This is a genomic window from Sphingobacterium sp. NPDC055346, from assembly GCF_053645235.1.
In genome coordinates this window covers 575909-596004 of sequence record NZ_JBSHMI010000001.1, presented here as the reverse complement: position 1 = coordinate 596004, position 20096 = coordinate 575909, and the positions used below count along the sequence as shown (strand labels likewise).

The 20096-nt window shown below is 41.0% G+C and carries 16 protein-coding genes; 7 read left to right on the top strand and 9 right to left on the bottom strand.

Annotated features, from left to right (window positions below; genetic code table 11):
* Positions 1–3 precede the first annotated feature (3 nt).
* A complete protein-coding gene (gene lepB, locus ACWICE_RS02520) occupies positions 4–1446 on the top strand; it encodes a signal peptidase I (protein ID WP_454297558.1) in 1443 nt (480 codons plus the stop codon).
* Positions 1447–1517: 71 nt separating this feature from the next.
* On the opposite strand, the gene ACWICE_RS02515 is transcribed toward lepB, so the two are convergent.
* Positions 1518–2234, bottom strand: a complete 717-nt coding sequence (locus ACWICE_RS02515) for a pyridoxine 5'-phosphate synthase (protein WP_454297557.1) — start codon at positions 2232–2234, stop codon at positions 1518–1520.
* Between the two features lie 108 nt (positions 2235–2342).
* Between ACWICE_RS02515 and cdaA the strand changes: the two genes are divergently transcribed.
* The 3 genes from cdaA to ACWICE_RS02500 all read left to right on the top strand — a co-directional run bounded on the left by cdaA (position 2343) and on the right by ACWICE_RS02500 (position 7079).
* Positions 2343–3137 (top strand): diadenylate cyclase CdaA, encoded by a 795-nt coding sequence (gene cdaA, locus ACWICE_RS02510; protein WP_185211402.1) that lies wholly within the window; start codon positions 2343–2345, stop codon positions 3135–3137.
* Positions 3138–3242: 105 nt separating this feature from the next.
* Positions 3243–4151 carry a DUF1338 domain-containing protein gene (locus ACWICE_RS02505; protein ID WP_185215843.1) on the top strand — a complete coding sequence of 303 codons (909 nt, stop codon included), beginning with the start codon at positions 3243–3245 and terminating at the stop codon, positions 4149–4151.
* Between the two features lie 3 nt (positions 4152–4154).
* Entirely contained in the window at positions 4155–7079 is a 2925-nt protein-coding gene (locus tag ACWICE_RS02500) for an FAD-binding and (Fe-S)-binding domain-containing protein (RefSeq protein ID WP_454297556.1), read from the top strand.
* 75 nt (positions 7080–7154) lie between these two features.
* Here ACWICE_RS02500 and ACWICE_RS02495 read toward each other — a convergent pair whose 3' ends face one another.
* The 5 genes from ACWICE_RS02495 to ACWICE_RS02475 form a co-directional block, all read right to left on the bottom strand.
* Positions 7155–8000, bottom strand: a complete 846-nt coding sequence (locus ACWICE_RS02495) for a DUF2911 domain-containing protein (protein WP_185211399.1) — start codon at positions 7998–8000, stop codon at positions 7155–7157.
* Between the two features lie 86 nt (positions 8001–8086).
* Positions 8087–9361, bottom strand: coding sequence for a sugar MFS transporter (locus tag ACWICE_RS02490; protein ID WP_313261049.1), 1275 nt, complete (start codon positions 9359–9361; stop codon positions 8087–8089).
* Positions 9362–9630: 269 nt separating this feature from the next.
* Positions 9631–10056 (bottom strand): hotdog fold thioesterase, encoded by a 426-nt coding sequence (locus ACWICE_RS02485; protein WP_454297555.1) that lies wholly within the window; start codon positions 10054–10056, stop codon positions 9631–9633.
* Positions 10046–10582 carry a DinB family protein gene (locus ACWICE_RS02480; RefSeq protein ID WP_185215846.1) on the bottom strand — a complete coding sequence of 179 codons (537 nt, stop codon included), beginning with the start codon at positions 10580–10582 and terminating at the stop codon, positions 10046–10048. Before ACWICE_RS02480 ends, ACWICE_RS02485 begins: the two co-directional genes overlap by 11 nt.
* The gene (locus ACWICE_RS02475) at positions 10563–11795 is read right to left on the bottom strand and encodes a sensor histidine kinase (protein WP_254526590.1); all 1233 of its coding nucleotides are present in this window, start codon (positions 11793–11795) and stop codon (positions 10563–10565) included. The genes ACWICE_RS02480 and ACWICE_RS02475 overlap by 20 nt, the downstream gene beginning before the upstream one ends.
* Before the next feature lie 78 nt (positions 11796–11873).
* On the opposite strand from ACWICE_RS02475, the gene gltX reads away from it, so the two are divergent.
* From gltX to ACWICE_RS02460, 3 genes are all read left to right on the top strand, one after another.
* Positions 11874–13403 (top strand): glutamate--tRNA ligase, encoded by a 1530-nt coding sequence (gltX, locus tag ACWICE_RS02470; protein WP_454297554.1) that lies wholly within the window; start codon positions 11874–11876, stop codon positions 13401–13403.
* A 23-nt stretch (positions 13404–13426) separates the two neighbouring features.
* Entirely contained in the window at positions 13427–14302 is an 876-nt protein-coding gene (locus tag ACWICE_RS02465) for a sugar phosphate isomerase/epimerase family protein (protein ID WP_185211393.1), read from the top strand.
* 157 nt (positions 14303–14459) lie between these two features.
* On the top strand, positions 14460–15257 hold the full coding sequence (locus ACWICE_RS02460; protein ID WP_454297553.1) for a hypothetical protein: 798 nt from the start codon (positions 14460–14462) through the stop codon (positions 15255–15257).
* Between the two features lie 49 nt (positions 15258–15306).
* Here the strand turns inward: ACWICE_RS02460 and ACWICE_RS02455 are convergent, their stop codons facing one another.
* The 3 genes from ACWICE_RS02455 to dapF form a co-directional block, all read right to left on the bottom strand.
* Complete coding sequence (locus ACWICE_RS02455) at positions 15307–15783, bottom strand: hypothetical protein (RefSeq protein WP_454297552.1); 477 nt, start codon at positions 15781–15783, stop codon at positions 15307–15309.
* 497 nt (positions 15784–16280) lie between these two features.
* Positions 16281–19160 (bottom strand): DEAD/DEAH box helicase, encoded by a 2880-nt coding sequence (locus ACWICE_RS02450; RefSeq protein WP_185211390.1) that lies wholly within the window; start codon positions 19158–19160, stop codon positions 16281–16283.
* Positions 19161–19236: 76 nt separating this feature from the next.
* On the bottom strand, positions 19237–20025 hold the full coding sequence (dapF, locus tag ACWICE_RS02445) for a diaminopimelate epimerase (RefSeq protein WP_185211389.1): 789 nt from the start codon (positions 20023–20025) through the stop codon (positions 19237–19239).
* Positions 20026–20096 lie beyond the last annotated feature (71 nt).

Sequence of the window (20096 nt, the reverse complement as noted above, 5' to 3'; positions counted from 1 at the left end):
TATATGTGGTATATCATTTTAGCCATATACATCATTGGTTCCGCTTACGGGCTGTACTTATTGTATAGAAAAGCGGGCATGCAAGGATGGGAAGCTTTTGTTCCTGTTTATGCACAATATGTCATGGCGCAATTGGTTGGAAGGCCAACCTGGTGGATAGTGTGGCTATTTGTTCCGATTGTAAATATCTTTATAGGGTATGATCTCTTATTGAACTTGATCAAATCTTTTGGGAAACGTAGGTTTTGGGAAAATGCTGCTGCAGTGTTAGTTCCCTTTATCGTATTGCCAATCTGGGGCAGGGATCCGAATGTGAAATATTTGGGACAGTCCACTACCGAGGAATTCAAAAAGAAATATCCATATAAAAAGTCAGTAGCTAGAGAATGGGCTGACGCCATTATCTTTGCTACCGTTGCCGCAACGCTGATCCGTGGTTTCTTGATTGAAGCCTATATGATCCCTACTGGATCGATGGAAAGAAGCTTGTTGGTTGGTGATTTCTTGTTCGTAAGTAAGCTGAACTATGGCCCAAGGATCCCGATGACTCCTTTGGCATTTCCTTTTGCTCACCATACCATGCCTGTCACTGGTGGAAAAGCTTATTCTGAAGCGATCAAGATCCCATATAAAAGACTTCCTGGATTTCAGGATATCAAGAGGAATGATGTGGTTGTATTCAACTACCCAATGGAAGCTGATGCACCTTTCAATAGACCTATCGATAAACGCGAAAACTACATTAAGCGCTGTGTGGGTATGCCTGGGGATGTTATTTCCATGGAACGCACAAAGCTTTTTGTCAATGGAGAACCTGCCTTTACGGATGAGGATTTTCAGACCAACTATTTGGTCATAACAGACCCGAATGGTCTAAACCTACAAAAATTGTTGGATATGCGTATCGAGATGGATATGCTGTATACAGATCCAAGTATGGGTCAATATGCCATGCACATGACAAAATCTGAGGCTGAAGAGGTGAAGAAATGGTCCAACATCAAGGAATTCAGAGAGATTATTTATGAGCCAGGGGATGCGAATCCAGGTTTTCAGGCTTTCCCGATGTATACCAATGGGATCATTTGGAACTACGACAACTTTGGCCCTATCCAGGTTCCTAAAAAAGGATGGACCGTTAAGTTGGATTCATTGACAGTTCCATTGTACGAAAGAGCGATCTCGGTTTACGAAGGAAATACCTTTGAAAAGAAATCTGATGGCTATTATATCAATGGACAGAAGACCGACAGTTATACCTTCAATATGGATTACTATTGGATGATGGGTGATAACCGCCATAATTCATTGGATTCGAGAGGTTGGGGTTTTGTGCCGGAAGACCATATCGTTGGTAAGGCCTTGTTCACATGGTTGAGCTGGGATGAGAACGGATCCTTCCTGTCGAAAATTAGATGGAATAGAATCTTTAGACCGATTCATTAAGGTCAATAGCAAATAGAAAATGGGAGTCAGCAAAACTGGCTCCCATTTTTCATTTATGTGTTCTGCCTATGCTATTTTAGGCAGGCTAAGTATCTCTTGATGGTTTCTTCCAAACCTAGGTAAAGGGCATCGGAAATCAGGGCGTGGCCAATACTGACCTCCAATAATCCAGGGATGTTCTGATGGAAATATTGTAGGTTGTTTAGGTCAAGATCATGGCCGGCATTTAATCCCAATCCAACCTTTTGTGCCGCAAGTGCTGCCTTAACATAGGGTTCGATCGCTTTTTCAGGATCATTGGTAAAATCAGTTGCATAGGCCTCGGTATACAGTTCAATTCGGTCGGTTCCCGTTTCTGCTGCTGCTTCAACCAATTCTACAACTGGATCGACAAAGATAGAAACACGGATGCCCTGATCTTTGAAAAGCTTCACCATTTCGGAAAGATATTCACGGTGCTTGATTGTGTCCCAGCCATGGTTTGAAGTAATCTGTCCTTCTTCATCAGGAACCAAGGTCACTTGAGCGGGGTTATTCGCAAGGACCAAGTCAATAAATTTCTGCTCACGGCAATTACCTTCAATATTGAATTCGGTACTGATGTTGGCCTTTAAGTCATAAACATCCTGGTAGCGGATGTGTCTTTCGTCGGGTCTTGGGTGTACGGTAATTCCCTGTGCGCCAAATTTCTCACAAGCTAGGGCAGCGGCAAGAAGGTTTGGAACATGTCCACCACGGGCATTTCTCAGGGTCGCGATTTTATTGATATTTACTGAAAGTTTAGTCATAGTTTAGCTCCTTTTTACAAATTTACTGTTTTGCACTGCCATATTCCTATCATTTTATGATTTTTAATAGGTTCATCAATGGATAATATTTTTTAAATTGCAGGAAGTATGGATGGTTTGGACTTCAATCTATTAAGTGGCTTCAGGCTACTGGATTTCATCGATATATTGCTCGTGGCAATTATCATCTACTATGTCTATAGCTTGATCAAAGGGACTATAGCCGTAAATATCTTGATTGGTGTGGGGTTGTTTTACGGTATATATCTAGTCGTAAAGCAGATGGAGATGCGCCTTTTGACCGAGATATTCGGCGGTTTTATCTCTGTAGGATCCATTGCCTTGATTGTCGTGTTCCAGCAGGAAATACGGCGTTTCCTTTTACATATCGGTAAAAATATCTCCCTAAGGCGTAAGAAGTTCTTGTGGTCCATCTTTGGAGGCAAGAAATCTACCCACCGTGAGAATGTTGAATTTATCAAACCTATCGTGGAGGCTTGCCAGAACATGTCAAAGTCTAGAACTGGTGCGCTATTGGTGTTTTCAAGATATTTTGATGAGGAATATTACCAGACCAGTGGTACGATGATCGATGCGCCGATTTCCAAAAGATTATTAGAGAGTATATTTTTCAAAAATTCCCCTTTACACGATGGTGCCGTTATTATTGTGGACAACAGGATCATGACAGCGAGCTCGGTACTTCCCCTGTCGGACAGTGAGGACCTGCCGCCTCAGTTTGGATTGAGGCACCGCGCAGCAATCGGTGTGACCGAGGTGTCTGAAGCTGTGGCCGTTATCGTATCGGAAGAAACCGGAGAGATTTCCTTCGCGAAGGATGGAAATATCAATATGAACCTGACTGCCGAGGAGTTGGAGAAGATTTTAGCGGAAGAATTGTAGTTTTCCTGAATAATATTTTTGGTTATCTCTTTTTTGCTGAACAATAGTTTTTGTTTGATAAATTTTAGATAACTTTATTCAAATTATAAGACTAAATTCATTGTTATGCATTTCGACGAAAAAAAGCCTATTGATATAGTGTTGAACGATTTGTTTGAACATTACCGAGCGAACGTTTCAGATGTTGATAAGATTACCAAGGCTCTTCTCGAGCGTGGAGTTGTACAATCGCAAGCTGACATCGTAAATGACCATATTGCATTCCGTACCTTAGGTGTTCCCAATCTAGGAATCGCCTCCTTCGAGAAGATTTTCCTTTCTTTCGGCTATAAAAAGATGGATTACTATTATTTTGAAGGCAAGAAACTTGACGCACATTGGTATGCACCTCCTGCTGACCATTATCCCCGAATATTTGTTTCCCAATTACGAGTATCTGAGTTGAGCCAAGCGGCACAAGAGATTATCCTGAAATATACTGCTCCAATCACTTCTGACCCAGTTGATGCTTTGGATTTGAACAATGGACAGCAATTGGCAGACTTCTTACAGAAACCTTTATGGGATCTACCTACTTCCTCTGAATATGAAACCCTGCTCGCAGAAAGTGAATATGCGGCTTGGGTCATCTATAATCGCTATTACTTGAACCACTATACCATCTCTATCCATGAATTGAAAGATGGATATAATACCCTTGAAGAGTTCAATGCATTTTTAGAAAGCATCGGCATTAAATTGAACACTTCAGGTGGCAAGATCAAAACAAGCGGAGACAATCTTCTAAGACAGAGCAGTACGGTTTCGGCCTTGTATGATGCTAAATTTGCAGACGGTAAAACCTTGGAAATTGCAGGTAGTTATGTTGAATTTGCAGAACGCAGTGTATTGCCACAGTTTAAACATTTAGCAAAGGAAGAAATTAAGAGAGAGCATCGTCGTGACGGCTTCGAAACGAACAATGCCGATAAAATATTCGAAAGTACCTATACATCACAGATTAAAGGATCATAACTTATGGAAGAGCAGTTAACCCTGCTTTCGGAACAACTAAGTGGTGAACTATATTGGGATGAAAAGATGCGTCTGTTATATGCAACGGATGCTTCTGCTTATCGTGAGTTGCCACTTGCAGTAGCTTACCCCAAAGATAAGCAAGACCTTCTTTTGCTTATTAAATTTGCCCGAGAACAAAAGACTTCATTGATTCCTAGGACAGCTGGGACCTCCTTGGCTGGTCAGGTGGTTGGCGCAGGGATCGTGGTTGATGTTTCTAAATATTTCACGGAAATACTGGAAGTCAACCAAGCAGAATCCTGGGTGCGGGTTCAGCCCGGAGTAATCCGCGATGAACTGAATCTTTTCCTAAAACCCTATAAACTATACTTTGGCCCTGAAACTTCAACGGCCAATCGTGCTATGATTGGTGGGATGGTAGGCAACAATTCTTGTGGTTCCAATTCATTGATCTATGGAAGTGCCAGAGAGCATACCTTAGAGGTGGAAGCCTTGTTGAGCGATGGTTCTGAAGTAACGTTCAAAGCATTGAGCTTTGAGGAGTTTGACAGCAAATGCAAACAACCTGATTTGGAAGGCCGGATCTATCATGAAATCCGGAGTATGTTGGGCAACTACCATAATCAGGAACAGATACGTGAGAACTTTCCAAAGCCTTCTATTCATCGTAGAAATACAGGCTATGCAGTTGATATGCTTCTGGAAACCGATCCTTTTACAGCGGGGAAAGAACCTTTCAACTTCTGTAAACTGATCTGCGGTTCGGAAGGAACCCTTGCCTTCATTACCGAAATTAAGGTGCATGCCAATCCATTGCCGAAAAACCCAAGTGGATTGCTTTGTATTCATTTCAATTCCTTGGAAGATGCCCTTAAGGGAAATCTTATTGTTTTGAAACACCATCCATTGGTCAGCGAACTGATGGATAAATATATTTTGGAGTGTACCAAGAATAATCTGGAACAGTCCAAGAACCGCTTTTTTGTGGAGGGCGAACCTGAAGCAATCTTGATAGCAGAGTATGATGGGCTGGATCAAGAGGCTATCCTGAGCAAAGTTAAGGCTGTTGAGGAAGATCTTCTGGCCCATGGACTTGGTTATCATTTTCCAGTGGTACTAGGTGCTGACAAAAAGAAGGTCTGGAACCTTCGGAAAGCAGGTTTAGGCTTGCTTAGCAATGTGCCAGGGGATGAGAAGCCTGTCGCGGTTATCGAGGATACTGCAGTTGATGTGGAGGATCTACCAGCCTATATCAGGGATTTCAATGAAATCCTAACGAAGTACAATCTTTATGCTGTTCATTACGCCCATGCGGCAACTGGCGAGCTCCACTTGAGGCCTATCATCAATTTGAAGACTGATGAAGGCAATCAGCTATTTCGTGAAATAGCCCTTGAAATTGCTCATTTGGTGAAAAAATACAATGGTTCCTTGAGCGGTGAGCATGGGGATGGGCGATTGCGAGGGGAATTTATTCCGCTCATGATCGGAGAGCATAATTACCAATTGCTAAAGGAAATTAAGCAGACATGGGATCCGGAAGGGATCTTTAATCCCGGAAAGATTGTTGATACCCCTTCCATGAATAGCTCCTTGCGCTATAAGCCTGGACAGGTCAATAGAGAAATCAAGACTGTATTCAGGTATAAAGGACAGACCATTTTACAGCATGCTGAGCAATGTAATGGTTCTGGGGATTGTAGGAAGTCGCATTTATCAGGTGGTACGATGTGCCCTTCATATATGGCTACAAAAGATGAGAAGGATACAACAAGGGCACGAGCGAATATCCTGCGAGAGATGTTGACCAATTCGGAGAAGGCGAATCCTTTTGACCATGAGGAAATCAAGGAGGTCATGGATCTATGTATAAGCTGTAAAGGTTGTAAATCTGAATGTCCTTCCAGTGTGGATATGGCCAAATTGAAGGCAGAGTTCTTACAGGCCTATTACGATAGCCATGGTATTCCATTCCGATCAAGAATGATAGCCCATGTGGATACTTTAACGCAGTTGATGCAACCTATATCAGGTCTGTACAATTGGGTAGTGGAATCAAAGCTAACTTCTGGTCTAGTTAAAAATGTTTTGGGATTTGCTCCTGAAAGACATATCCCTAAAATTGCTTCAAAGACCTTGAGAAAATGGTTCCAAGGAAAGGACAAGCCCTTTTCTGGTCATAAGGAACCAATTAAATCTGTATACTTTTTCTGTGATGAATTCACTAACTTCAATGATGTGGAGATTGGGAAGAAAGCTGTCATTCTCTTAGAGAAATTGGGCTATGAGGTGTTGATGGTGCCACATGCCTTTTCTGGAAGAGCCTTATTATCGAAAGGCTTATTGCGTGAAGCCAAGAAACTGGCCAATAAGAATGTGGAGACCTTCAGAGGAAGGTTGAATTCGAATACTAAGCTGGTTTCTGTTGAACCTTCGACCATTTTGACCTTCAGGGATGAATATGTGGACCTTGTAGACGAAGATTTGATGGCTGATGCCGAAAGGATCGCTCCTTTTGCATTGACTATTGAGGAGTTTATTTGGGAAGAATATATGGTCGGGAATATATCACCTAACCAATTTGTCTCGAAGGAAGAAAATATTCTTTTACATGGACACTGCCAGCAAAAAGCTTGGGGGCTGTCGCCAATCGTTGCTAAGATCTTGGAGATACCAGCCAATTATAAGGTCAAGGAAATTCCTTCCGGGTGCTGCGGTATGGCGGGCTCATTTGGTTATGAAAAAGAGCACTATGCGCTATCGATGAAAATTGGAGAGCTAGTGTTATTTCCGGCCGTGCGTGGAAAGGCTGATGAGACCTTGATTGCTGCACCAGGAGCAAGCTGTAGGCATCAGATCATGGATGGAACGGGTGCTGGAGCTTTGCATCCAGTCGAGATATTATTTAATGCCCTTAAAAGGTAAGGGACAGTAGTTGTTTATAAAAAAAGAAAGCGGAGATCGATGGTTCGGTCTCCGCTTTCTTGTCAAATGAATATTTTATTTTTTCGCAGCTTCTAGCGCTTGCGTGTTCAATTTTACATATTCTTGGTTGTTGCTTGCTTTTGCAATTGCTAAACCTTCTTCAGCAGCCTTAATTGCTCCGGCCTTATCGCCAGCTTTCGCCAAAACGATTGATTTCCAATATTTTATATGAGGAGCTTTTGTGTTTCCTTTGTCAGCCTCTTTCATCCAAGTCACGGTCTTTTGCATATCAAGACCATTGCTGAAATAGTACATAGCAGCTTGGAAATATGGTTTTTTATCACCTTTCATTGCTTCTTCGATGTTTGCCATGATCTCTTCTTTTTGATCTACAGCAATATTGAAAGAAACTTTTGTTTTCTCCCAGCTTAATGAAAGATCCAATGATTGCTCATGTACATCATCAAATTCAATGGTGAAGGTTTCAACAGGGTTTTCTAAGGTTGTAGGTTTTACTTTTACACGCAATACATCATCTTCAGCATTGTAGGTATAAGCACCCCACTGTTTTGCATTCGTATTGAAAACGATTGTCCATTCTTCTTTCCCAGGGATGGTAAATAGGGCATAAGTACCTGCCTCGAGCTTTTTACCTTCAATCATTACTTCAGATTGGAAAGTGATATTGGTTGCATCATTGGCACCCGTACGCCATATTTGATCATAAGGAACTAGATCTCCGAAAATAACACGTCCTTTAGCACTTGGGCGCTGATAAACCACACTAATCTGTTCTGTTCCCAAATCCTGTAGGATAAACTGGGTACTACTTGGTTGAGGCAGCTTTAATTGTGCTTCTGCTTGAGAAGACGTAAATACAAGCCCTGCCGCAACAAGGATACTTAATGCTAATTTTTTCATAATCATTTTAATAGAATATTCGAAGATAAGAAAAACTTCAAAAAAACAATGGAGTTAGTACACTAACCCCATTGCCTTGCTTAAATTTAAGCATGTGTCTTTTTCCTGACCTTGTGCCCTGAAATGGCATAGTATAAGATAAAGAGGTAGCATGGTAAAGCAATCCAGTATGCTTGGTGCGAATTAGTTACGTGGGCTAATTGTCCATATAACAATGGAATTACTGCTCCACCGGCGATACCCATCACCAAGATACCTGATGCAGCACTCGTGAACTTACCTACACCTTTTAACGCTAATGGCCATATTGCCGGCCACACCAACGAGTTTGCAAAACCTAATAGGCCTACCAAAGCCAATGATAATATTCCATCTGTGAAAACAATACCAATGGTCATGATGATACCTAGAATTGCACAAAGTTTTAATGCGGTTTCTTGATTTAAATATTTTGGGATAGCGATGATACCGATGATATAACCAGCAACCATCGATAACATGGTAATCCAAGGGAAGAATGAGGCAGTTGCCAAAGGAATACCCAAGTATTTACCATAAGCAATGATGGTGTCTCCAGCCAATACCTCTACCCCAACATAAGCGAAAAGAGCAACAAAGCCTAATAATACATGCGGGAAATCGAAGATAGACTGCTTAGATTCAGTTAAATTATGATGTTGAGCATCTTCCTCCTCATCACCTTTTACCTCTGGGAGATGGGTCTTAGATATCCAGAAGGCTAATATTAACAGTACGACTATAATACCGATATAAGGATTTACCACTTCAAGAGCCATGTTATCCAAGGCAGTTGATTTTTCTGCAGGCGATAAAGATAGGATCTCGTTTTGAAGTTTATCCACTTCATCTACCTTCAATAAGTAGCTGAATAATGTAGTGGCGATAGCTCCAGCTAATTTATTACAGATCCCTAAAATACTGATTCTTTTAGCCGCAGTTTCCACAGGGCCAATGATTGTGATATATGGGTTTGATGCCGTCTGTAAAATAGCCAAACCACCACCCATAACAAACAGTCCAGAAAGGAACAGTAAATAGGTTCTAGTATAGGCTGCTGGGATAAATAATAATGCTCCGAAGGCCATGATACCCAAGGCAACGGCCATTCCGTTTTTAAAACCAAATTTATTTAACACCCAAGTGGATACCGGTGCCATTACCAAGTAAGCGATATAAAAGGCAAAGGTCACAAAGTAAGATTGTACTTCGGAAAGTTCACAGGCAATCCTTAAATAGGGGATTAACAGGGAGTTTAACCAAGTGACAAAACCAAAAATGAAAAAGAGGGATGATATAATGATCATTGGCCCTACGGTCGATTGATTATTTTGATTACTCATAAATTTGATTTACAAATTAATAATAAGGTAGCTACAAGGCTAATAAAATAATTCGGTATTTTAAAACGCAAAATAACAAGCAATCGATTGCATCTGGCAGAAAAAATCTATTTATTCCACTCTTTCAGGAGTCTAGGAAGTCAGGCTACAAGATTTTTTATTTAATAAAAAAGAGACATTAAGCTAATGTCTCTTCTAAAAACCTAAACCGTATCATAAAACCATATAGATATGATACAGGTTCAACAGATGTTGGAACACATTGTTTTTTAGGCTGTCGGTTTTTTTATCACAGCAATCGTAAGCCTTGAAATACATACCAGCTGATTACGTTCGTTGTGGATTTGGATATCCCAAACATGGGTGGTCTTGCCTATATGGTAAGCCTTGCAAGTTGCACGGACCAGACCTTTCGTGACAGGTCTGATATGGTTGGCATTGATCTCCAATCCTACACCGGCCCATTCATTAGAATCGATGACCATATTGGAAGCTATGCTGCCTACAGATTCGGCTAATACGCAGGATGCGCCTCCATGCAATAGACCATAAGGTTGTTTTACCTTTTCAGTAACAGGCATTTCGGCCACTAGGCGGTCCGGAGTGATGGAAACAGCCTTGATGTCCAAGAAGCCGGTCATGTTGATGGCAAAAAGGCCATTGATTTCTTCTAGACTATATTCTCTATACCACATTGTTGTTTAAATTTTGATCTTTTAGATAACGGGATTTCAATAAAGTAACATGGTGGTTTAGGTGTCCTGCAATAATATATAAAAAGGCTCTCACACTGATCAAGCGGTCAGAAGCCATACCTTTTCTATTGAGTTCTGTTTCATCAAAGGAGTTGAACAGGAACATGTTTGCTTTCCGCAGGTGGATAAACTCTTCGGCGATATCGGCCATTTTTCTTTCGTTATGTCTTCCGTTGGCAACAAATTCATCCTGCTCAAAGGAAGCCAAGGCGGTCATGTCATTCCTGCCGAACCTCAGAGCTCTATAGGTCATGATTCGCTCTGCATCAAGGATATGGCACAGCACCTCTTTGATGGTCCATTTCCCTTCGGCATAAGAAAAAGTGCCCAATTCTTCCGGGATACTCGCAATAAATTCAGGAAAAGATTCAATTTGTTCATTTAATTCTTCCATTACATCACCAGTAATGGTTTCGATATAATCGTTGAAAATCGCTGGGTATTCGTCAGATTTGAGTGGGTTCATAGCGTAAATTACTTTTTAATACAATTCTAAATGTTGTACCTTTTCCTAATTCAGATTCTTTGACAAAAATTTGTCCTTTGTGATAATATACCATCCTCTTGGTCAAGCTCAAGCCTAATCCCCAGCCTCGCTGCCTAGTGGTATATCCTGGTTGGAAAATGGTTTCCCAATTTGATCGCGGGATTCCCTTTCCTGTATCACTAATGTCTATAAAAATTTCTTCTTTTGCAATGTTTTCCGAAATGTTGACCGTGATCTTTCCTTCGCCTTCGATGGCATTGACTGCATTTTTCAATAGGTTTTCGATGATCCAGTCAAATACTTGGACGTTCAGTTTAGCTTCCACCTGTTGGTCGCCTGTCAACTCAAACGATATCCTTTTACTGGTCCTTACCTTGAAATAATTCACGTAATCTTCAACAATCTTAAAGATGACCTGGTTTGATAATGAGGGAGTTGACCCGATTTTCGAGAAACGGTCCGCTACGATTTCCAGTCGCTGCACGTCCCTTTCCATTTCATCCAACAGGGAATTGTCCTTCCCCTGATAGGTTATCCTGGCCAGTTCAAGCCAGCCCATCATAGATGATATGGGGGTTCCCAATTGATGGGCGGCTTCTTTTGCCATACCGACCCAAACTAGGTTCTGTTCAGAATCCCGAATGGAGTTAAATACAGTATAGGCAACGATAAGGAAGACGGCTATCAAGGATAACTGTATATATGGAAAAATCCTGAGTTGGCTCAGTGCCTTGGAGTCATGGTAGTACACCAGCCATTTCTCGCCGGTATCCAAGGAAATATGGATGGGCGGATGGGCCTTTTTCATCTTAGCCAATTGCTTTTCGAAATATGGCGGATCATAAATTAAGGAAGTTGCGGAATCTTGGGTTGAAGGGTGAATATTTGTCTTGGTGCTGTCCAGGTCTCTCCAAAAAATGATCTCTCCCGATTCCTTGGTGATAATGGCAGGTAGAGAAAGACTATCTCGAACGGCATAGATAAAGCTGATGAACTGATCATCTACATCGGGCATCGAAACGATGCTTTGGGTGCTCATTGCCCATACTTCAGCTTTCGTCCGTTCCGACTTAGAAAGGCTTTTGACCAAATAATTGGAGTAAAGCAACGATGCAGCAGCAATCAATGCCGCAAATAAAAAAAGGAAAAACTTCCACTGTTGTTTATTGTATCGATAGGGATGTTGCTTCATAACTCTTCAATTCAACCAAATTAATCATTTTAAGATTGCTACGAGAAAGAAAAGTAATAATTGCTTAATTTTGTGGTTATGAGTTCAGACAAAAAAGTAAGGGTCCGTTTTGCACCTAGTCCTACAGGCGGATTACATTTAGGCGGCGTTCGTACCGCATTGTTCAATTATCTTTTCGCGAAACACAATAATGGCGAGTTTATCTTACGCATTGAAGATACCGATCAGACCCGTTTTGTGCCCGGTGCTGAAGAATATATTATGGAATGTTTAGCATGGTGTGGTTTGAATCCCGACGAAAGTCCCAACCACCCAGGCAACTTTGGCCCTTACCGTCAAAGCGAACGTAAGCCTTCTTATAGAAAGTTTGCTGAAGAACTAGTGGAAAAAGGCTATGCTTATTACGCCTTTGACACGGCAGAAGAGCTGGAAGAACAGCGAAAAATACATCCTAACTTCCGCTATGCCCACGATAACCGCATGAGCTTAAGAAATTCCCTTTCCCTAGGGCAAGAGGAGACAGCGCGTTTGTTGGCAGATGGTGCCGCACATACCATCCGCATCAAAATGCCTGAAAACGAAGTGGTTTCTTTTGATGATATGATCCGTGGTCGTGTGAGCTTTGAAACAAGCCTTGTTGATGATAAGGTTTTGTTGAAAGCTGACGGCATGCCTACCTACCACCTAGCGGTAGTAGTAGATGATAGAGCTATGGAGATTTCCCACATCTTCAGAGGTGAAGAGTGGTTGCCATCTGCTCCAGTCCATATTTTGTTATGGGATTATTTAGGCTGGAAGGATGAAATGCCTAATTGGGCGCACCTTCCATTGATCTTAAAACCAGATGGAAATGGAAAATTAAGTAAACGCGATGGAGACCGTTTAGGATTCCCGGTATACGCCATGAATTGGCAAGACCCTAAGTCAGGTGATCTTACCACTGGATTCCGCGAAAGAGGCTTCCTTCCAGAAGCATTTATCAATATGCTAGCCTTGTTAGGTTGGAACGATGGTACCGAACAGGAACTGTTTGACATGGATCAACTGATCCAGAAATTCTCTGTGGAGCGTATCAGCAAGGCCGGAGCTAAATTTGATTTCGAAAAAGCTAAATGGTACAATCAGGAGTGGATCAAACGTGCACCTAATACCGAACTTTTACCCGAAGTGAAGGCTGTATTGGAGAAACATGAGGTTCAAATTGCTGAATTTGGAGATGATTTTGTGGAAACTATTCTTGATTTAGTTAAAGAAAGATTAACTTACATAGAAGATTTTTGGGAGCAAGCTTCATTTTTCTTTCAAAAGCCCGCAAACTATGATGTCGATGCAGTAAAACCTAAATGGAATCAAGATAAAACAACTTTCTTTAATGAAGTAGCTGATTTATTTCAAGAACAATCTTCTTGGGATGCTACAACTCTTGAACCTCTATTTAAACAGAAGATAGCAGACTCAGGAATGAAGATGGGAGAATTGATGATGCCATTCCGTATCATGTTGGTTGGAGGAAAATTCGGACCCGATGTATTCAAGATTGCTGAGGTATTGGGCAAGGATGAAGTCATCGAAAGAATCAAGATTGCTGTTCCAAAATTTCAAGACTAAGAACTCAACTTAAATCAAATTATATGAAACAACTTAGTAAATTGTTTGTAGGATGCTTGGCCGTTGCCTTGGTCATTTTCTCATCCTGCTCTAGCAATGCCCCTGCAGCAAAGGGAACCGTAAAGGCTAAAGGCCCATTCCCTGAAGAAAAGTTAGGTTGGCATTTAGGTTCTCAAGCCTATACCTTCAGACTATTTTCTTTTGCAGAAGCATTAGATAAGATCGCTGCGGCAAACCTTCGTTATGTAGAGGCTTTCCCTGGTCAAACTGTAGGCGGGGGTAGCTCAGAAAAAATGACTTATGAACTTTCTCCAGAAGGACGTCAATTAGTGAAAAAACTTTTAAAGGACAGAGGGATTACCGTTCATGCTTATGGTGTAGTAGGTGCAAAGGATGAAGCAGAATGGGAAAAAGTATTCCAATTTGCTAAGGACTTTGATATTAAAGTAATCAATGCAGAACCAGCAGAAAATCAATTGGACTATATCTCAAAACTTTGTGATAAATACGATATCAAAGTTGCCATCCATAACCATCCTGATCCATCGCATTACTGGAATCCTGATGTAGTGCTTAAGGCCCTAGAGGGAAGAAGCAAAAGAATGGGAGCTGCAGCAGACGTTGGTCACTGGATGAGATCAGGATTAAATCCGATTGAATGCCTTAAAAAACTTGAAGGCAGGGTTTACCATGTTCACTTTAAAGATTTGAACGCCTTCGGTGATAAAAAAGCGCATGATGTGATCTGGGGAACAGGTAAATTAGGAATGAAAGAGGTACAGGCAGAATTAAAGCGCCAAAATTTCAAAGGAATGCTTTCTGCTGAATACGAATATAACTGGGAAAACAGCCTTCCAGAAGTTACTGAAAGCGTGGTAAACTTTAGAGCCGCTCTTTAAGTACAAAATGAATTATCGAATGGGCAATAAGGCAACTTATTGCCCATTCTGTTTTTAAGTCTCCTCCATAAGCTGTTCACAATTGTTTGGAAATTAAAGACATACACAATTGTAAATTGGGTATATTTATACATATATCATCCGCAATACTTCGTTTATGAGAAATTCCCTGATCAGCTTTATTCTATTGCTTCTTTTAATGATTTCATGTCAAGAAGGAACCGAAAACAAAACCAATAAAGATGTATTGGATCTGAAAAACTCCAATTTTGATGAAAATGTCCTAACCATTTTTGGGAATTGGATGGCAGAGGAAAATAATGTTAGTCTTGGTTCCTTAATGGAACATGAACTGAGTGATGAGAAGCTGGCATACCGGATCAAAGATCCAATTATAAGTGCAATCCATATTCAGGTTCCAAAAGCTGATTTTGGGTTTCTCCTGGAAAGCCCTTTCAAAGACAGTATCGCTTCCTATGGACCATTGATCTTCAAGACCGTTTCGGTAGTCACCGATCTCCATAAAAAACCTGTTGCCTACCAGGCCTTAGCTTTTTATAGATCTTTGGCGACGAGGGATAGCATACTATCTATCCTATATAAAGAATGGGGAAAGCCTGATCTTGAAACCGTAGTAAACAAATCGATTGGGTTAAAAGCCCAAGAATGGATATTGAATGATAGAACCATCCAAATAGTGCCGTTCAATGCTAAAGAACTAAGCCTGTCTTCATCAAGCCCTGATGACGATTATTACCAAGTTGACTTCCTAATGATCGATAATGCGCATAAAGAGGCGCTCAATAAGGCACATTACTATGAGTTTACAGAGGATATTGAGATAGAGGGAAAATTAAGGAACCATACTTATTTCGACTTGAAGAAGAATCAACTTTTTGCCGATAGGTTTTTGTTATATAGCGAAGAGGAAAAAGATAAGGGGGCAGGGAATTAAGTTTTAAAAGATACTTTGTAAGGCGTTAGTCAAAGTATCATTTTCATTCTTAATAGTTTCGGATCCATTGTTTTAGGACTTTCCGGTCTGAAGGAGCTTCTTTCCAGATTTCTATCCGGTAGTGATCATTGGGGTTGCGGTCATCAATTCCATTGTAAGGGTCATTAAGGTTATAGGAATAAATCCTGACCCTGTATGCCCCATTTTCTAATGGCACAGCGAGAATAGTTTCGCTATTTGGACAGTCTTGGATTTCCATAACCCCTGAAGTTATCTCCAGGCTTCCTTCTACGATATGGTCCGCTTGAGGATCAATGTCCTCATTTGGGGCCTCTAAAGTTTCCAGTTCACCCTTGACAATGGAGAAGTCGTTTTCAACGGAAACTCCCAACGTGTTTTTTTCCACCGCTAGGCGCTCCTTTAGCGCCTTGTCGCTCCAAAACTCCAGATCGTCCATTTCACTGACCTCAGCTATGTTCACCAAATAGAACTGGCCATACTGCGTGAAAAAATCGAGTTTGTACATTTTACTGCTTTTTAGGTGTTAATTGTATTAATGTATAAATATATTTAATTCGATTATTAAATAATGGGAAAATATGTAATTGTTTAACCACAAAAAAGTTTTATGCCTTAATATCAATAATCTGAGAAAACAAAACAGTCTTTTTAGGAAAAAGAATGTCGGCTAAAATTTAATTCAAGCTAATATTTGTGTAAATAAGTCAGGTAAAAAATTTTACAAGCTATAACCGAAATCCATTGTAACTTTTGCCTATTAGGTCTATGGTAGATTTTCTCTAGATAAAGTTCAAAATAGAGTGGGGAATTTAGAGTAATATTTTCCTTAATAATTATTGAAAAGTAAATATTAGTGCTGTTTCAAGATAAAATTGAAATATGAGCCAATTGAAAATTAGGATTTCAAGGAAGGAATATAGAAATGTGGCAGGAATGTTAGAAATACCTGATTTTCAATAAAAATACCTGTGCTGTCTGAATTGTAATATTTTCAGGGAAGAATTAACTAAAAAGTTCATTGATATCCTCTTTGCTTAGTGATTTCACGAAGCTCTCTTCTGTACTGATGAGTGAACTGGCCAGGGACTTCTTCATTCCCTGTAAGGCGAGGATTTTTTCTTCAATACTATCCTTGGCTATAAACTTATAGATGAATACATTTTTGGTCTGTCCGATTCGGTGGCTACGGTCAATGGCTTGTTGTTCGACTGCAGGGTTCCACCAAGGGTCTAAGATGAACACATATTCCGCTTCCGTTAGGTTCAATCCGACACCGCCAGCTTTAATGGAAATCAAGAAGACTTGGGTTTCCTCGTTTTCCTTAAATTCCTTTACGGCATTGTTCCTATCTGTCGTAGAACCGTCCAGATATGCATAACGGATTTTGTTCTTGTCAAAATAATCCCTGAAAATCTGAAGATGCCTTACAAATTGGGAAAATATCAAGACCTTGTTACCTTCATTTAAGATGGAATCCATGGTCTCTATCGCGGCATCAAATTTTCCAGAACCGTCCTTGTATTGGCTATCGATCATTAGCGGATGGTTTGCCAATTGCCTCAATTTGGTAAGCCCCTGTAACAAGGCAATCTGGGTCGCTTTCCCTGTGAAAGCACCGTCCAGCAGTGCATTTCTATATTCCGATTTTACCTTTTCGTAATATTCAGACTGCTCCTCGGTCATGCTGCAATAGAAAATCTGCTCCGATTTCGGTGGTAATTCCGTCGCAACTTGAGACTTGGTCCTTCGCAATACAAAAGGTTTTATGATAGCCTGTAGGCGTCTCGCTTTTTCCTCATCCTTTTTCTTTTCGATGGCCAGGACGAATTCCTTCTGGAAATAAGTGTAACTGCCCAAAAGGCCGGGGTTGACAAAGGACATCTGCGACCAGATATCAGCTACCGAATTCTCGATAGGGGTACCACTCAAGGCCAGTTTGTTCTTTCCTTTGATGTGTTTAATGGCCGAAAAAGACTTAGACCTTGGGTTCTTAATGTTCTGGCTCTCGTCCAGAATAATATAATTGAAGTAAAAGCCTGATAGCAGTTCTTCATCAATTCGCGCCACCCCATAGGTCGTGATCACCAAATCAAAATGACTGAAGGCAAAGTTGTTCTTGCTGCGGTAAGTTCCGGTATGTAACAATACCCGCAATTTAGGCGTAAACTTTTCAGCTTCCTTCTGCCAGTTAAAGATCAAGGAGGTCGGTACGATCAACAGGGAGGTTTTAGGCTGGTCGGCGGCCAAGGTTTCTTTCTGCTGCTGCAATAGCGCCAAGGTCTGAACCGTCTTACCTAGACCCATATCGTCTGCTAGAAGGCCGCCAAAGCGGTATTCCTGCAAGAAGTGGAACCAGTTGTAGCCAGCCTTTTGATAAGGACGTAAAGAACCTTTAAATTCTTTCGGTGTCTCGATGTCTGCGATCTCATCAAACTCCCCAAGTTTGTTCAACTTGCGCTGCATGCTGACTTGGGTATGTTCGGTGACATCGTTTAACAATCCGATATGTGTCCGATTTAATCGAATGCCCTCCTTTTGTGATGAAAACTGGAATAGGTGCTCATATTGGGAGAACCATTCCTGAGGAATAATGGCTATTTCACCATTTGGCAATTCAAATTCTTGGATCCTGTTCAATATATGCTGACGAAGATTGATGAAAGGTATTTCATATTCCCCGAACCGTACGATTGCGGATATGTCAAACCAATCGTTCTTCTCGGTGACTTCAATGCTGATGCTGGTCTTGCCGATCAGGAATTTCTTGTCATTATGGTTTTGGACGATATGGAAGCCAGCTTCGGTCAATTCCGAAAGGTGCTCATTGACCCACTCGATGCTGGAAATTCGATAGCCGTTGATCCCGGTAACAGGCAGGTAGGAACCAAATAGGGCGTCAGCACGCTCCAATCCATAATCTTCTAAGGTTTTGGCTTTCTTTTCCTCCCATTGTAGGGACCTTTTTATCCTGTAGAACTGATGGGAATCCTTTTCCTTGTCATAGACATAACGGACCGTCACTGGATGCTGTGCGCCCGCAGGAAAGCTGTATTCCCCATATTCAAAATACAGTTGCAGCTGTGCTTCTTGTTCTGGGCTATAGACGATCCTAAGTTGAGGGATCGCTTGTTCCCTGTAGTTGATGATCTCTAAACCTTCGGCATATACATGGTGCTTTTCAATCAGCGAGGTCACAAAGGTTTCGAAGTATTTTTTCTCCGTATTCCTTGGGATTGAAATAAAGCGTTTGTTTAAAAAGGGGGTCAATTTCTTGCCCTCAAGTTCTTCATCGAAATAATACAAGACATTCTCTAAGAGCAGCCAAGCCTGTTGGTTGACTATCACATCCGCATTCTTGTACATAAATTCCATGCGGAGCCCATCATATTTGAGGGTCGGAAAATAGCGTGTTTCCGTTTCATTCCTTCTGAAATGGAAAAGGATACTGGTTGGTTTATCCGCTATTTTCAGTTCCAGCTCTGCAGGATATCCATCCTTGCTCATCAAGAACAGTGGCTTATCGCCAATGTTGTTCAGTATATGTAATAAACGGCTTTCGATCTTTGGACGTATATGCTCGTAGATTTTTTGGTCAAAGATCTTGGAGAAGTAATCAGCGGGACGGATTGCTTTTTTATGGAACCGTTTGATCAACTGTGTCTGTTCAATTTCATCACAAAGACGGATCAGTTCATAATCGACTTCATCTAAGGCATCCGAAAATTCATCTACGGTATTGCTGAAAACCCTTTTATAGGATAGGGAATAAGATCCATTTTGGTTGAGCTGTACAATATGGGGTTCTATTAGGTAGCCCAGGTAGGGGTGCTTCCCTAATGAGTAAACCAAACGATAAGAAGTTATTGTGTCGACCTGCTGCATCCTATACTTTCCGTAGAAAAAGCTACTAATATACGTGTATTAGGTCTTTTTCTCCAAAATTAAGGAGGTTAAATTATTATGAAATATCGATTTTTCCTTGAAATACTTGGATTGCAGGTCCCGAAAGATAAACTTTGCTGAATTGATGCCCTATTTTGTGGAAAGAAATGTGAAGCTGTCCACCCAATACTCGGATCGGAATCTGAAAATCACCATCTTTGCCGGACTTCAATGCCACACTCATTGCCGAAGCAACCGCCCCCGTTCCACAGGCATAGGTCTCATCCTCTACGCCCCGTTCAAAAGTCCGCACAAAATACCCGTTTTCTTCCGCTTGGATAAAGTTTACATTGATGCCTTTCTCGCCATAGGTACTGTTGTTCCGGATCGCATGGCCATCTTGGAAAACATTTTTATGTGCTAAATCTTCTACAAACTCAACATAATGAGGAGAGCCTGTGTTTAGGACAAATGCCTCTCCATCCATACTGTATTCATTCACGTCAATCATGCCAAGGTTTACAGTATTTTGCTGGATTTGAGCATCATGTCTTCCGTCGACTGCCAAAAAGACAGTATCGCGGGAAATGATTCCAAGATCCCTGGCAAAAGCAACTAAACAACGCCCTCCATTTCCACACATGGTCCCTTCTTTCCCATCTGCATTGAAGTAAAGCATTTGGAAATCATAATTATTTGTATCTTGAAGAAGCATCAATCCGTCTCCACCAACCCCAAACCTTCTGTCACAAAGCTCTTGGATCAATTGTTGGTTATTGGCATCAAACGAGCCCTTTCTGTTATCAATCAAGATAAAATCATTGCCTGCACCCTGGTATTTGTAGAATTGGATTTCTTTTGACATTTTGTTGAGTTTCTGCTGTAAATTTAATATTCTTGTTACAATAAACCGAACTTTTGTTAAATCTTGTTAAA

Coding starts and splice junctions, on each gene's coding strand:
- lepB (WP_454297558.1), top strand. CDS start 4: ATGTGGTATATCATTTTAGCCATATACATCATTGGTTCCGCTTACGGG.
- ACWICE_RS02490 (WP_313261049.1), bottom strand. CDS start 9,361: ATGAGTAATCAAAATAATCAATCGACCGTAGGGCCAATGATCATTATA.
- ACWICE_RS02465 (WP_185211393.1), top strand. CDS start 13,427: ATGAAACAACTTAGTAAATTGTTTGTAGGATGCTTGGCCGTTGCCTTG.
- ACWICE_RS02455 (WP_454297552.1), bottom strand. CDS start 15,783: ATGTACAAACTCGATTTTTTCACGCAGTATGGCCAGTTCTATTTGGTG.
- ACWICE_RS02475 (WP_254526590.1), bottom strand. CDS start 11,795: ATGAAGCAACATCCCTATCGATACAATAAACAACAGTGGAAGTTTTTC.
- ACWICE_RS02460 (WP_454297553.1), top strand. CDS start 14,460: ATGAGAAATTCCCTGATCAGCTTTATTCTATTGCTTCTTTTAATGATT.
- ACWICE_RS02505 (WP_185215843.1), top strand. CDS start 3,243: ATGCATTTCGACGAAAAAAAGCCTATTGATATAGTGTTGAACGATTTG.
- ACWICE_RS02480 (WP_185215846.1), bottom strand. CDS start 10,582: ATGAACCCACTCAAATCTGACGAATACCCAGCGATTTTCAACGATTAT.
- ACWICE_RS02500 (WP_454297556.1), top strand. CDS start 4,155: ATGGAAGAGCAGTTAACCCTGCTTTCGGAACAACTAAGTGGTGAACTA.
- ACWICE_RS02495 (WP_185211399.1), bottom strand. CDS start 8,000: ATGAAAAAATTAGCATTAAGTATCCTTGTTGCGGCAGGGCTTGTATTT.
- ACWICE_RS02515 (WP_454297557.1), bottom strand. CDS start 2,234: ATGACTAAACTTTCAGTAAATATCAATAAAATCGCGACCCTGAGAAAT.
- gltX (WP_454297554.1), top strand. CDS start 11,874: ATGAGTTCAGACAAAAAAGTAAGGGTCCGTTTTGCACCTAGTCCTACA.
- ACWICE_RS02450 (WP_185211390.1), bottom strand. CDS start 19,160: ATGCAGCAGGTCGACACAATAACTTCTTATCGTTTGGTTTACTCATTA.
- dapF (WP_185211389.1), bottom strand. CDS start 20,025: ATGTCAAAAGAAATCCAATTCTACAAATACCAGGGTGCAGGCAATGAT.
- ACWICE_RS02485 (WP_454297555.1), bottom strand. CDS start 10,056: ATGTGGTATAGAGAATATAGTCTAGAAGAAATCAATGGCCTTTTTGCC.
- cdaA (WP_185211402.1), top strand. CDS start 2,343: ATGGATGGTTTGGACTTCAATCTATTAAGTGGCTTCAGGCTACTGGAT.